We start from the raw sequence: 13,171 nt of genomic DNA on the forward strand, positions 1-13,171 counted from the left end.
CCCGCCCGGCTGTCGTCGCGGTGCTGGGCGAGATAGGTCAGGAACGGGGTGCCGCCGGTGCCGGTTTCGCCCTCTTTCCCCGCCGCCGCCGCCGGCAGGGCGATATAGCGGGCAGCGAGCGCCAGATGCGCGTCGCGGAACCGCGCCAGCTGCTCCAGACAGCCATTATAGGCCTCGCGCAGCCCACCCTCGCGCGCGGCGAGCGGGCGCAGCGCATGGCGGCGCAGATCGTCGATAAAGGCGCGGTGGCGCGGCGGGCGATAGGCGTGGATCTCGTCGAGGAACGCGCTCAGCGCGCTTGCCCCGTGCGGCACGCCCAGCACCGCATCCACCGCCGGCACGATGCTGCTCTGCGATCCCGTCTGCCCCCGCAAGGGCACGGGCCGGCCGCCGAATGCCGCCACCCCTTCATAGATCAGCCCCGCGCCCGGCCAGCCGAACATATAGGGGCGCACGCGGTGGAAATAGACATAAGGGTCGCAAGCCCCCGCCATCGGCGCGAGCCCGGCGTTGAGCGCGACGAGCGCGGCATGAAGCGCCGCCAGCCCGGCTTCGGCCGCCGGCGCATCGTCATCGCGCGCCGCCTCGGCGAGCGCGACACAGGCCGCGAGCACCGCGCCCGCCGTCGCCTCGATCGCGACATGCACCAGAATGAAGCCGCTTTCGTCGCGCCCGCCGGCAAAATGCTGGTCGATCGCCAGATTGCCGAGCGCGATCTCGCCCGCCTTGTCCAGCCGGAACCAGTTGTCGAGCACATAATGCTGATAGGTCATGATCGGCTTCAGCCCCAGCCGGTCGGCCAGCGTGGCGAGCGGCACGGCCAGGCACGCGGGCAGCCGGTCAACCGGCGTCTCCTCCCCCCACACCCAGGCCTGGGCAAGGAAGGCATAGCGCAGCATCGCCGCGTTCAGCTCTGCCTCGGCCGCCCCCGCCACAAAGCCCGGCAGGTCCGGCAGCGGCAGCGCCGCCAGCCAGTGCCGCACCCGGCCGCTGGCCAGATAATCGGGCAGCATCGCGCCGGCATCGTCCACCGCATCGAAATCGGGCGGCAGCGCGATCGCATCGGCCTCCACCGGCGACAGAAAGCCGTGGCGGGCAGACAGGCCATAGGCGTCAAGCGGCTGCATGGAGCGCGGATTAGCGGCGGCGGGGAGGGAGGGGAAGGGGGGTTAGCCGCCGAAGCGCGGCCGCTGATAATAGGGGCGCAGCCAGCGGACATGGCCGGCGGCTTCCTCGCCTGCGCGCTCGGCATTGAGCGCGACGAGGCGCGCGACGATTTCGCCCGGCGGCAGCGGCGCGCGGCGCCATTCATCGCCCCAGCCATAGGCATCGGCGACCGCCTGATCGAGATCGTCGTGCAGCTTGGCAATGATGCGCGCGCGCGCCTTCACCACTTCGGCCTCGCGCGCCGGGGTCAGCGGGGTGCCGGCGCGCACTTCCTCAACCAGATTGTACAGCCCGGTCATCGTCAGTTTGGGGTTTTCGGCCAGCGCGGCGCGGCGGGTGGTGTCGAGCCGTTCGGCAATGTCGCCCACGGCGGGGCTAGGATCGGGGAAGGGGAAGGGGTCGAAGATCAAGGATTTGAAGTATCTAGGCCGATCTTCCAAGGTTCCGCCCGCTTCCAGCGCCCAGCACACATGTAGCCACGAAGAAAGCACGCCGAGCGTCTGATACCGATCATCGGCCACAATAACTACACCGTCGTCGCAGATAGTCATGCTATCGACAAACTGAAAAATTCGATGTTTTGAGGTATCGACAGTGGCGATGTAACGCTGCAAATCGGCTAGAGCGGGTCGAAGTTCTCGACGAGGTTCACCAAAAATCCACCAATTTTGGCGATAGCTATCTCGGTTGTTTTTGTTCCTATCCGGTTTCACTTCCTTTAGGACGTGTTGATACACCTCTGGAAACCGATCCATCACTTCGGCCTCGGTCAGGCCGAATAAGTCGATCACCATCTTCTCCCGGATTTCCGACTCCGTCCGTCCGGTGAGATCCTTTCCATTGCGATAGGGTCGGACATGATCCTCCAAACCTTCACGCCGCCCTACGCCGAGTCGGCCAAAGTCCGACGCCTTAACGGAAAAGCCTTTTCCATGAAGCTTAACGCCGTCATGGCAGATACCTTCGTTCGCCCGGAGCTTCGTCGCGTGGCCGACATTCGTGCCCAGCGTCAGATTGGCATTCACCGTCCCCGCCTCGGTCGCTTCGTCTAGCTCGGGCGCATCGGTATCCAGTGCGCGTTCCCCCATGATGCGCATCAGTTGCCCCCTGCCTGGCCCCGGTGCCGCCACCGTCATCGCGATGCGCACAGCGGCGGCATCCTTCGTTACCCGCGTCCAAGGGTGGTCGGGAATGGCGAGGACGAGGTGCAGCTTCCCCCCGTCGCGGGCGGAAGGGGGTTGGGGGGCGGGCGCCGCCGCGCCGGCATGGTCGGCATCGCCCCGGTGGCCCGGCGCTTCCTGTGCCGGGGCGGGGTGCAGCCAGTGTTCGATCACGCGGCGGCTGAACACTTGCGTAATGCTGTTGGTCGTCACGAAGCCGAAGCGGCGCAGGCGGGTGCCGGGCCGGGTCAGAATATCGGCCGCCCGGTCCCACCATTGCATCACGAAATCGGCCGATCTGGGCACGCGCGGGTTCGCCGTCCACAGGGCCTCGGCATAGTCGCTGCCTAGCCGCTCCCGAATATCCTGGCCGCCGATGAAGGGCGGGTTGCCGATGATGAAATCCGCCTCTGGCCATGCCGGGCGGCGCGGGCTTGCCACATCGGGGTCGCCGGTGGCTGTGCGTGCCAGCACCGCATCATAGCCGCCATGCGTGCCGAAATTGATGTTGTTGAGCGTGGGCAGCACCGGATCGCCAATCGCGCCCGGCGTGTTGGCCAGGCGAAAGCGCAGCCAGCCGATCCACAGCACCAGTTCGGCAATCACCGCCGCGCGCGGGTTCAGCTCCAGCCCCAAAAACTGGTTGGGGTGAATGGCCGGGGCGATATCGGCATCCAGCCCGGCGGCGAACTGGCGCACTTCGCCCTCCAGCCGCAGCAACTGCTCCATGGCGACATACAGGAAGTTGCCGGTGCCGCAGGCCGGATCGAGCACGGTGATGCGCGTCAGCCGGCTGTGGAAATCACGCGCGACGGCAATGCCGCCGTCGCGATCACCGCCATCCACCAGCGTGCGCGCCGCCGCCAGGGCGGCGTTCCATTCGGGGCGCAGCACCTCCATCATCGTGGCGTCCACCAGCCGCTCGACATAGGCGCGCGGCGTGTAATGCGCGCCCAGCTTGGCCCGGTCGTCGGCCGTCAGCACCTGTTCCAGCAGCGTGCCGAAGATGGCGGGTTCGACATTGGCCCATTCTCGTTCGGCGGCGACGACCAGTTCGTTGATGAACTCGCCGTCCAGGTCGTAAACCTTGCGATCCGTAAACAGGTTTCCGTTGAAATAACGCACGAAATCCTTGCCCAGCGTCCAGTAAGGGCGGTCGCTACCGGGCTGTGCCATCAGCCCCCACAGCTCGGTCAGGCTGGCGCGCCAGAAATGCTTTGCCGTGTCTTCAGACTGTGCCAGGTCGCGCGCGTCGCGCAGCAGGGCGACGAACCGCCCCTTTGGCAGCAGGCCGACATCTTCGGCAAACATGCAGAATAACAGCCGCATGACGAACAGGCTGGTGCTTTCAATGCCAAGGGACAGCACGGCATCGGTTGCATCGGGCCGTTCCAGCCTTTGGGACTTTTCCAGATGGCTGGCAACGCGCGACAGGCGTGTCGAAACATCGCGCGTCACCTCTGCCGCGCGCAGCCGGGGGTCGATGCCGGCGGGGTCGGTCCAGATCGCGCGCAGCATGTCGGCGGCGCTGATGCCCAGCGTGGCGATCCTGTCCGGCTTGGCCAGATCGGTCAGCGCGACCCGGTAGCTCTGCTCATTGGGGAAGGGGCCATAGCCGCGCCCGTTACCGGCCCAATCGAAATACAGCTCGAACGAGCGGCCGATATCGGCCACGATCAGGAAGGGCGGCGAGCGGTGATCGGCAGGCAGCGCCAGCGCGTAACGCTCCGCCTGGATGCGGGCATCGGCCATCAGCGTGTCGTACCGGCCCAGCTTGCGCCCGGCCGGTTCCTGATAGCCGGTGATTTCGCCGAACAGGTCGTAAATCGGCTGGGGCGGCGGCTCGGGCAGTTCCAGTTCCGGCGCGTCGCCGGGTTTCATGCGGCTCTGCTTGGCTTCCAGAATGAAGCAGTCGCGCTTGTACAGGTCGATCCGCCCGGTGCCCTTCTTGCCGAGCGCGGCCAGCGACTTGACCGGGGCCTCGAACTGATAGTCGCCCAGCCCGGCGCCCTTGGGATCGGGGGCCGGCACGCCCAGCGCCTGTGCCAGCTCGGTCAGGAACATCTGGTAATTGGCGCGTTCCGCCCCGCCCTCGGTGCCGCGCCATTTGTTCAGCAGGTCATCGATCGTCATCGCCATCAATGCCTAGCCGCATGAGCCCAGCCAGCGGAAGCGCTTTGTTGGCCCCCCTTACCCGAACGGCAGCAGCGCCTGGTAATCGGCGAGCGTCGCGCCCGGCGTGGCGCCGGTGGGGCACAGGCCGCGCGCCAGCAGGAAGGCGTGGCGGACGATCTCGGCCTGCTGCTCCACGCCATAGCGCGCGAACGGCTTGCCGTGCTCCAGCCGATAGTCATAGCGGCAGAACGGGTGGCGCTCGATCGGCAGGAAACGGCCGCACTGATGCTGCCAAACATGCGTCATTTCGTGGATGAAAAGGCCCTGCAACGCCAGATTTTCGGCACTGAAATCGTTTGCATAACTGCTGCCGAGCGGGTGGAAATGGATGTTTCCGGTGGGTGCCATCACCGTTTCGCGCGGCTGAAAGGGGAACCATTTGCGCCGGAACACCCTGATCTGGGTGTAAACGAGACTGTCTACAAAGACCTGCCGGGCCAGCGCCACCTCGCCCTCGGTCAGCGGCCGGCCGGTGTCCATTCAGGGCGCGGGATCGCCTGCGGCCACCACCGGCGCATCATATTGCAGGCGCAGATTGTTGGCGAAGGTGAACAGCAGCGGGATGCTGCCCCCGGCCTTCACCCGGGGGTTCAAGGTGTTGAGCATCACATGTTTTCCCCCCGGCGCGAACACCAAAGTCGCCCCGGCCGGCAGCGGCATGTCCTTCTCGGCGCGCATCATCGTCATGCCGCCATGCGTCATCGTCTCGTGCAGCTCGCCCGAAACGGCGAGCGGCGAGGTGACGCTGAGCAGCCGGGTATCGCTCGCCCCGCCCTTCAGCGTGAAATAGGCCGCCGCCGGATTGCCCGCCACCGCCGGCAACCGGACATAGGCCTTTTCGATCGCGATTTCCCTTTGCTGCCCGCACCCTGCCAGCGCGATTGCGGCGGCGGCCAAAATCAATGTCATGCGTGTCACAAGGCTTATTCCCAAAACTGGATCAGGCAGCGGGCGTTGTAAGGCCGCGTCAATCTTGCGGCAAGCGAAAGCCCGCCTATATCCTTGCCAGCAGGAAGGCCGGAGCCCGCATGGCGATGGCGTTCTTTTGGTACAGTCATTCAGTTTGCGGGGGCCGAAAGCGGAACCATGGGTAAGGTAATTGGCATTGATCTGGGCACCACCAATTCGTGCGTGTCGGTGATGGAGGGCGGCAAGCCCAAGGTGATCGAAAATGCGGAAGGCGCGCGCACCACGCCGTCGATCGTCGCCTTTGCAAAGGATGGCGAGCGGCTGATCGGCCAGCCGGCCAAGCGCCAGGCGGTCACCAATCCCGACAACACCGTGTTCGCGGTGAAGCGTCTGATCGGCCGCCGGTATGACGACCCCGTCACCAAGCGCGACACCGAGCTGGTGCCGTACAAGATCGTGCGCGGCTCGAACGGTGACGCCTGGGTGCAGGCTGGCGGCAAGGATTACAGCCCGTCGCAGATCAGCGCCTTCACGCTGCAGAAGATGAAGGAAACCGCCGAGGCTTATCTTGGCGAAACGGTGACCCAGGCGGTGATCACCGTGCCGGCCTATTTCAACGACGCGCAGCGTCAGGCGACCAAGGACGCCGGCCAGATTGCGGGCCTCGAAGTGCTGCGCATCATCAACGAGCCGACCGCGGCGGCGCTGGCCTATGGTCTGGAAAAGCAGGACGGCAAGACCATCGCCGTCTATGACCTGGGCGGCGGCACCTTCGACATCTCGATCCTGGAAATCGGCGACGGCGTGTTCGAGGTGAAGGCGACCAATGGCGACACCTTCCTGGGCGGCGAGGATTTCGACGCCAAGCTGCTCCAGTTCCTGGCTGACGACTTCAAAAAGGCCGAGGGCATCGACCTGACCAAGGACAAGCTGGCGCTGCAGCGGCTGAAGGAAGCGGCGGAAAAGGCCAAGATCGAGCTGTCCTCGGCCCAGACGACCGAGGTCAACCTGCCCTTCATCACCGCCGACCAGAACGGCCCCAAGCATCTGGTGAAGCAGATCACCCGCGCTGACCTGGAACGGCTGGTGGAAGAGCTGATCCAGCGCACGCTGGAGCCCTGCAAGAAGGCGCTGGCGGACGCGGGCGTGAAGGCCAGCGCCATCGACGAAGTGGTGCTGGTGGGGGGTATGACCCGCATGCCCAAGGTCCGCCAGGTGGTGAAGGACTTCTTCGGCAAGGAACCGCATTCGGGCGTCAATCCCGACGAAGTCGTGGCGATGGGTGCGGCGATCCAGGCCGGCGTGCTGCAGGGCGATGTGAAGGACGTGCTGCTGCTCGACGTGACGCCGCTGTCGCTGGGCATCGAGACGCTGGGCGGCGTGTTCACCCGCATGATCGACCGCAACACGACGATCCCGACCAAGAAGTCGCAGATTTACTCGACAGCTGACGACAATCAGCAGGCCGTCACCATCCGCGTCTTCCAGGGCGAGCGTGAAATGGCGGCCGACAACAAGCTGCTGGGCCAGTTCGACCTGGTCGGCATTCCGCCGGCGCCGCGTGGCGTGCCGCAGATCGAGGTGACGTTCGACATCGACGCCAACGGCATCGTCAACGTCAGCGCCAAGGACAAGGGCACCGGCAAGGAACAGCAGATCCGCATCCAGGCATCGGGCGGCCTGTCCGATTCCGACATCGAACAGATGGTGAAGGATGCCGAGCGCTTTGCCGAGGAAGACAAGAAGCGGCGCGAAGCGGCGGAAGCAAAGAACACGGCCGAAAGCCTGATCCACCAGGTCGAGCGCCAGCTGGCCGAACATGGCGACAAGGTCGATGCCGGCCTGAAGTCCGAGATCGAGAATGCGGTGTCGGACGCCAAGAAGGCCATCGAATCCGGCGATGCGGCAGCGATGCAGGAAAAGTCTGCCGCGCTTCAGCAGGCGGCGATGAAGCTTGGCCAGATGATCTACGAAAAGCAGGCCCAGGCCGAAGCCTCGCCCGCTGCCGATGCCGGCAGCGAACAGCCGGCCGAAGACGTGGTCGACGCCGAATTTTCGGAAGTGGACGACAGCAAGGCATAACAACATGCATCAGGGCCGTCGTGCCGGCGCATGCCGGCATCCCTTGCCGCCGCAACAGGTTTTTCAGGCTGGGGACTTCGCCAGGTGGCGGAGCGGCGGCTGCTCGTCGGGGCCGCGTGAATGACGACCGAAGTCGATTATTATGAACTGCTGGAGTGCGAGCGTGGCGCCGACGATGCCACGCTCAAATCCGCCTATCGCAAGCTGGCGATGCGCTGGCACCCGGATCGCAACCCTGGCGACGATGCTGCCGAAGCGCGGTTCAAGGCCATCAACGAAGCCTATGACTGCCTGAAGGACCCGCAGAAGCGCGCCGCCTATGACCGGTTCGGCCATGCCGCTTTCCGGGGTGGTGCCGGCGGCGGCCATCCGGGGGACGATTTCGGCGCGTTCAGCGATATCTTCGAGAATATCTTCGGGGAGTTCATGGGCGGGCGCGGTGGCCGCCCGTCGCCCCGGCGCGGTGCCGATTTGCGCTATGACATGGAAATCACGCTGGAAGAGGCGTTCCATGGCAAGCGCGGCGAGATCACCGTCGATGTCTCCGGCGCGTGCGACACCTGCCAGGGCACCGGCGCCCGGCCGGGCACTGCGGCGCGCGGCTGCGGCACCTGTGGCGGCATGGGCAAGGTGCGGGCGCAGCAGGGCTTTTTTGTGGTCGAGCGGACCTGCCCGACCTGCCACGGCGCGGGGCAGGTGATTGCCGACCCCTGCACCAACTGCCGCGGTGAAGGGCGCGTCGACAAGACCAAGACGCTGACCGTCAACATCCCGCCAGGGGTGGATGAAGGTACGCGTGTGCGCCTGTCGGGAGAGGGGGAGGCGGGGTTGCGCGGCGCGCCGCCGGGCGATCTCTACATTTTCCTCCACATCAAACGTCATGCGATCTTCGAGCGCGAGGGGACGACGCTGTACGCGCGCGCGCCGATCAGCTTTACGACGGCGGCGCTGGGCGGCAGCATCTGCATTCCCGGGCCCGATGGCGAGCGGCACGAGCTGCGCATTGCGCCGGGCACCCAGTCCGGCCGCGAGCTGCGCCAGCGCGGTGCCGGCATGCCCGTGCTGCAAGGGCGCGGGCGCGGTGATCTGGTCGTGCGGATCGAGGTGGAAACGCCCACCAAGCTGACCGCCAAGCAGCGCGAGCTGCTGGAGGCGTTCCGCGCCACGGAGACCGGTCAGGAATGCCCCCAGTCAAAGGGGTTTCTGGACACGCTGCGCCACATGTTCAGCTGAGGGGCGACGCCGACGAACTCATTGTCGGGGCGTAATATTCGTGCATAATGCGGTTTGATCTGGTCGAGTCCTTGCCAGGGGGCCGCTATGACAGACTGGCGTCGCCGCGATCTGATTGCCGCAATGGCTGCCGCCGGTGCGCTGGGTGCCACACGCCTGCAGGCGCAGACCAAATCGCGCGATCCGTTATCGGTGCTCGATCAGTTCAAGCTGCCCGACCTGCTGCGCGAGCTGGTGCCGGGAAAAACCTTTGACACCGTGCTCGCCATCGCCAGCCTGTTGCAGCTGGAGCGCGAGGCGCGTGACAAGAATCTGCCGGCAAGTCCGCTGGCCTTCGACACCGATCAACCGCTGCCGACCTCGACCGAAAGCTATTACACGGCGGCGCTGCCCCGGCTGGTGACGCTGATCGACCGGTCGGGGGGCGGCGCCGACGATGATATTGCCGACCGTGCCGCGACTTTGCTCGCCGACCTCAACGATACCGAGCATGTCGTGCCCGACGCCTTCAAGGGCGATGTTCCACGCCCGGCGCGCAACCGTGATTTCACCGCGCTGAAAGACGAATATGTCAGCTATTTCTCGTCAACCGAGGTGCGACCGGAATATGCGCGGATCTGTCAATGGTATCTGCAGGCGCTGGAGCAGTTCCGCCCGCGCTATGAAGCCGTGGCCAGCGACACTGGCGTTCCCTGGTACTTCATCGGCGCGATCCACGGGCTGGAAGCGAGCTTCAATTTCCGTGCGCACCTGCACAATGGCGATGCGCCGCTGACCCAGCGCACCCGGCAGGTGCCCGCCGGCCGGCCGAAAAAATGGATGCCGCCATCAAGCTGGGAGGCAAGCGCCCGCGACGCGCTGACGCTGATGGGCTTTGCCGGCAAGGTGGACTGGACCTTGTCGCGCATGCTCTACCGGTTCGAGGCGTATAACGGCTTTGGTTATCGCTCGATGGGGGTGGCGACACCCTATCTCTGGGCGTTTTCGAACCATTATGAGCGCGGCAAGTTCGTTGCCGATGGCCGCTGGAACCCTTCCGCCCGGTCGCAGCAATGCGGAGCGGCGGTGCTCATCCGCATGCTCGCGGATGCGGGCGTGGTGGTGGTAACGCCAGCTTAACGCTGTAAATTCGTTCGTTTTCAAAGCATTTGCCGAATGGCATCGTAATTATACTAACGCGGTTTAACGGTGCAGCTTAACGCCGCTTTCAGGCGCGTCCCCCTAGTTCGCCAAGAGCATAGACAAGGGGGAACGGGTGTTGGACGCGGAGCACCGATTTTCTGGTTCGGCAGACAGCCTGCTGGGTGACGACTGGCGGGGACCGGGGTCGATCGGGGCGAAAATCCGTGGCTCGTCGCCGCGTGCGCCGGTGCCGGGCCTGGGGCCGGCCGGCCTCCACATCGGCGCGCGACGGGCGAATGCGGTGCAGGAAAGGCACCGCGCACGCCAGGTGGTCGAGGCGGCCAAGGCGGAAGTGAGCGCGACGTTCGAAAATGCCCGTTTTGGCCGCGCCATCAAGCCGGAGGCGCTGCTGCCGCTGGTGATCGGTATCAACGCGTCGATCGAGCGGCATGCTACTGCCATTTTGGGCGTGACGCGGATCAAGGAACGGCACGAATACACCTATCTCCATTCGATCGCGGTCTGCGGCCTGATGATCGGCCTTGCGCGGCGGATGAAGATCGACCCCACGCTGCACCATGACATCGGGCTTGCCGGGCTGTTGCACGACATCGGCAAAGCCCGCGTGCCGACCGCCCTGCTCGACAAGCCCGGCGAACTGACGGCCGAGGAGATGAGCGTTATCCGCAACCACAGCCTTTGGGGCTATGAAATGCTGCTGGGCGGCGGGCGGATGCCGGACCTGGTGCTGGACGTGTGCCTCCATCACCACGAACGTATCGATGGCGCCGGCTATCCGGATGGCAAGGCAGGCAGTGGCGTTTCGCAATTTGCGCGGATGGCGACGATCTGCGACGTCTATGACGCGGTCACGTCGCTGCGCCCTTATAAGCGCGTCTGGTCGCCGGCCGAGGCAATTGAATGGATGGCGTCGGACCCCGGCCAGTTCGACCCGGAAATCCTGAGCCATTTTTCGGCGCTGATCGGCATATTCCCGCCCGGTTCTCTGGTGCGGCTGCAGAGCGACCGGCTGGCCGTGGTGCTGGACGACCCCGAGGCAGACCCGATGGTACCGCCGGTCAGCCCGTTCTTCTGCATTCGCACGAAATGCCCGTTGTCGCCGCGCTGGGCGAGTTCGAAAATCGATCCGATCGTCGGCATCGAGATGCCGGCGCGCTGGAAGATCAATAACTGGCAGGACGTTCGCAACAGCTTGTTGGCGACCTTCGCCCATGGCAAGCCGGAGGACATGGAGTGAACATGCCGGCTTTGCCGCCCCTGTGCTAAAGGGGCGGCGGGCCAGTGATTTAGAGGCGAACCACCTCGACCACCAGCACCAGCACTGCCACGACCAGCGCATGGCTGGCGGCAGTCACGACATAGCGCATGATGGACCTCCATAAAGCGCCGGACGATCCCGGCACGCCCTAGTTGGTGATTGTTGCGCGGGATCGCAATTTTATTTCGCGCCGTTGCGAATGCATTTTTTGCATTCGTGAAGAACAGTGGTTAATTAGCCGAAATAGACGGTCAGTTGCGCGGCGTCCCCACCGATCGACATGCGCCATCGGTTAAGCTGTACAGGTCTTGCCTGTTCAATCACCAAAGGTCCGCGCAAAAATCGCTTCGACATTCTTGTAATGATAATCAAGGTCGAACTTCGCGTCGATCTCTGCCGGCGTCAGCAGCGCGGTCACCTCGGTATCTTGTTTCAGCAATGCATTGAGCGACAGCGCGCCATCCGACTCCCACACTTTCATCGCGTTGCGCTGAACGAGCGCATAGGCATGCTCGCGGCTGGCACCCGCCTGGGTGAGCGCAAGCAGCACGCGCTGCGAATGGATGAGGCCGCCCATCCGGTCCAGATTCTTCTGCATCCGCTCCGGATAGACCAGCAGCTTGTCGACCACCCCGGTCAGGCGTGCCAGCGCAAAGTCGAGCGTGATGGTCGCGTCGGGGCCGATATAACGCTCGACCGACGAATGGCTGATGTCGCGCTCATGCCACAGCGCCACATTCTCCAGCGCCGGCGTCACATAGCCGCGCACCATGCGGGCAAGGCCGGTCAGATTTTCGGTCAGCACCGGGTTGCGCTTGTGCGGCATCGCCGATGAGCCCTTTTGCCCGGGCGCGAAATACTCCTCCGCCTCCAGCACTTCGGTGCGCTGCAGGTGGCGGATTTCGGTTGCCAGCCGTTCGATCGAACTGGCGATCACGCCCAGCGTCGCAAAGAACATGGCGTGCCGGTCGCGCGGGATCACCTGGGTAGAGACCGGCTCGACCGTAAGGCCCATCTTCGCCGCGACATGCGCTTCGACGCCGGGGTCGATATTGGCGAAGGTGCCGACCGCGCCCGAAATCGCGCAGGTCGCGATATCGGCCCGCGCCGCGCTCAGCCGCACGCGGTGGCGGGCAAATTCGGCATAGGCCTGGGCAAGCTTCAGCCCGAAGGTGACGGGTTCGGCATGGATGCCATGGCTGCGGCCGATGGTGGGGGTGAATTTATGCTCGATCGCGCGACGTTTGAGGACCGCGAGCAGCGCATCGAGATCGTCCAGCAAGATGTCGGCCGCGCGCGCCAGCTGCACGGCAAGGCAGGTGTCGAGCACATCCGAACTCGTCATCCCCTGATGCATGAAGCGTGCTTCCTCGCCCACCTGTTCGGCAACCCAGGTGAGGAACGCGATGACGTCGTGCTTGGTGACGGCCTCGATCGCGTCGATCGCGTCGACGTCGATTGCAGGATTGGTCGCCCACCAGCGCCACAGCGCCTCGGCGGCGGCCCTGGGCACCACGCCCAGCTCGGCGAGCGCATCGGTCGCGTGCGCTTCGATCTCGAACCAGATGCGATAGCGCGCCTCCGGCGTCCAGAGCGCGGTCATCGCGGGGCGGGCATAGCGGGGGACCATGGACGTTCCTTATGGGCAGAGGGCCGGGTGAGCGCGCTGATTGCGCGCGCAGCGGCGCTAGATCAAGCCCTGCGCACGCAGGCTGACATGCCCCTGCCGCCCGATGATGATATGGTCGTGCACGGTAATACCCAGCCGCTTGGCCGCCTCGGCGATTTGCCGGGTCAGGTCGATATCGGCGCGGCTGGGCGAGGGGTCGCCGCCGGGATGGTTATGGACGATGATGATCGCCGCCGATCCCAGTTGCATCGCGCGCTTCACCACTTCGCGGACGTGCACGGCAGCCTCATCGATCGAGCCTTCGCTCATCAGGTCGTCGCGGATCAGCACGTTGCGGGTGTTGAGATGGAGCACGCGGACCCGCTCGATATCCAGATAGGCCATGTCGGCGCGCAGATAATCGAGCAGCGCCTG

General features: G+C 65.1%; 10 protein-coding genes. 4 read left to right on the forward strand and 6 right to left on the reverse strand.

The genetic code is table 11. From position 1 onward, the window contains the following. The 4 genes from K2Y03_RS13085 to K2Y03_RS13100 all read right to left on the reverse strand — a co-directional run. A partial coding sequence (locus K2Y03_RS13085) for an indoleamine 2,3-dioxygenase (RefSeq protein WP_294091230.1) occupies positions 1-1,127 on the reverse strand: 1,127 nt, incomplete at its 3' end. A 42-nt stretch (positions 1,128-1,169) separates the two neighbouring features. Further along, the gene (locus tag K2Y03_RS13090; RefSeq protein ID WP_294091232.1) at positions 1,170-4,460 is read right to left on the reverse strand and encodes a DNA methyltransferase; all 3,291 of its coding nucleotides are present in this window, start codon (positions 4,458-4,460) and stop codon (positions 1,170-1,172) included. Between the two features lie 57 nt (positions 4,461-4,517). Then, complete coding sequence (locus tag K2Y03_RS13095; RefSeq protein WP_294091234.1) at positions 4,518-4,982, reverse strand: vgr related protein; 465 nt, start codon at positions 4,980-4,982, stop codon at positions 4,518-4,520. After that, entirely contained in the window at positions 4,983-5,411 is a 429-nt protein-coding gene (locus K2Y03_RS13100; protein WP_294091235.1) for a copper chaperone PCu(A)C, read from the reverse strand. Positions 5,412-5,588: 177 nt separating this feature from the next. On the opposite strand from K2Y03_RS13100, the gene dnaK reads away from it, so the two are divergent. The 4 genes from dnaK to K2Y03_RS13120 all read left to right on the forward strand — a co-directional run bounded on the left by dnaK (position 5,589) and on the right by K2Y03_RS13120 (position 11,106). Further along, positions 5,589-7,493 (forward strand): molecular chaperone DnaK, encoded by a 1,905-nt coding sequence (dnaK, locus tag K2Y03_RS13105; RefSeq protein WP_294091236.1) that lies wholly within the window; start codon positions 5,589-5,591, stop codon positions 7,491-7,493. A 120-nt stretch (positions 7,494-7,613) separates the two neighbouring features. Beyond that, entirely contained in the window at positions 7,614-8,726 is a 1,113-nt protein-coding gene (dnaJ, locus tag K2Y03_RS13110; RefSeq protein WP_294091237.1) for a molecular chaperone DnaJ, read from the forward strand. A gap of 87 nt (positions 8,727-8,813) precedes the next feature. Then, positions 8,814-9,845, forward strand: coding sequence for a hypothetical protein (locus K2Y03_RS13115; RefSeq protein WP_294091239.1), 1,032 nt, complete (start codon positions 8,814-8,816; stop codon positions 9,843-9,845). A gap of 139 nt (positions 9,846-9,984) precedes the next feature. Next, positions 9,985-11,106, forward strand: a complete 1,122-nt coding sequence (locus tag K2Y03_RS13120) for an HD-GYP domain-containing protein (protein ID WP_294091240.1) — start codon at positions 9,985-9,987, stop codon at positions 11,104-11,106. A gap of 337 nt (positions 11,107-11,443) precedes the next feature. Here the strand turns inward: K2Y03_RS13120 and purB are convergent, their stop codons facing one another. Together purB and K2Y03_RS13130 are read right to left on the reverse strand one after the other, a co-directional pair. Further along, on the reverse strand, positions 11,444-12,757 hold the full coding sequence (gene purB / locus K2Y03_RS13125) for an adenylosuccinate lyase (protein ID WP_294091241.1): 1,314 nt from the start codon (positions 12,755-12,757) through the stop codon (positions 11,444-11,446). 57 nt (positions 12,758-12,814) lie between these two features. Continuing rightward, positions 12,815-13,171 (reverse strand): RadC family protein (locus K2Y03_RS13130; protein WP_294091242.1); only part of this gene is annotated, 357 nt, incomplete at its 5' end.

This window comes from Sphingomonas sp., assembly GCF_019746015.1.
Taxonomy (GTDB): Bacteria; Pseudomonadota; Alphaproteobacteria; order Sphingomonadales; family Sphingomonadaceae; genus Sphingomonas.

Coding starts and splice junctions, on each gene's coding strand:
- K2Y03_RS13095 (WP_294091234.1), bottom strand. CDS start 4,982: ATGGACACCGGCCGGCCGCTGACCGAGGGCGAGGTGGCGCTGGCCCGG.
- K2Y03_RS13100 (WP_294091235.1), bottom strand. CDS start 5,411: ATGACATTGATTTTGGCCGCCGCCGCAATCGCGCTGGCAGGGTGCGGG.
- dnaK (WP_294091236.1), top strand. CDS start 5,589: ATGGGTAAGGTAATTGGCATTGATCTGGGCACCACCAATTCGTGCGTG.
- purB (WP_294091241.1), bottom strand. CDS start 12,757: ATGGTCCCCCGCTATGCCCGCCCCGCGATGACCGCGCTCTGGACGCCG.
- K2Y03_RS13115 (WP_294091239.1), top strand. CDS start 8,814: ATGACAGACTGGCGTCGCCGCGATCTGATTGCCGCAATGGCTGCCGCC.
- K2Y03_RS13090 (WP_294091232.1), bottom strand. CDS start 4,460: ATGACGATCGATGACCTGCTGAACAAATGGCGCGGCACCGAGGGCGGG.
- dnaJ (WP_294091237.1), top strand. CDS start 7,614: ATGACGACCGAAGTCGATTATTATGAACTGCTGGAGTGCGAGCGTGGC.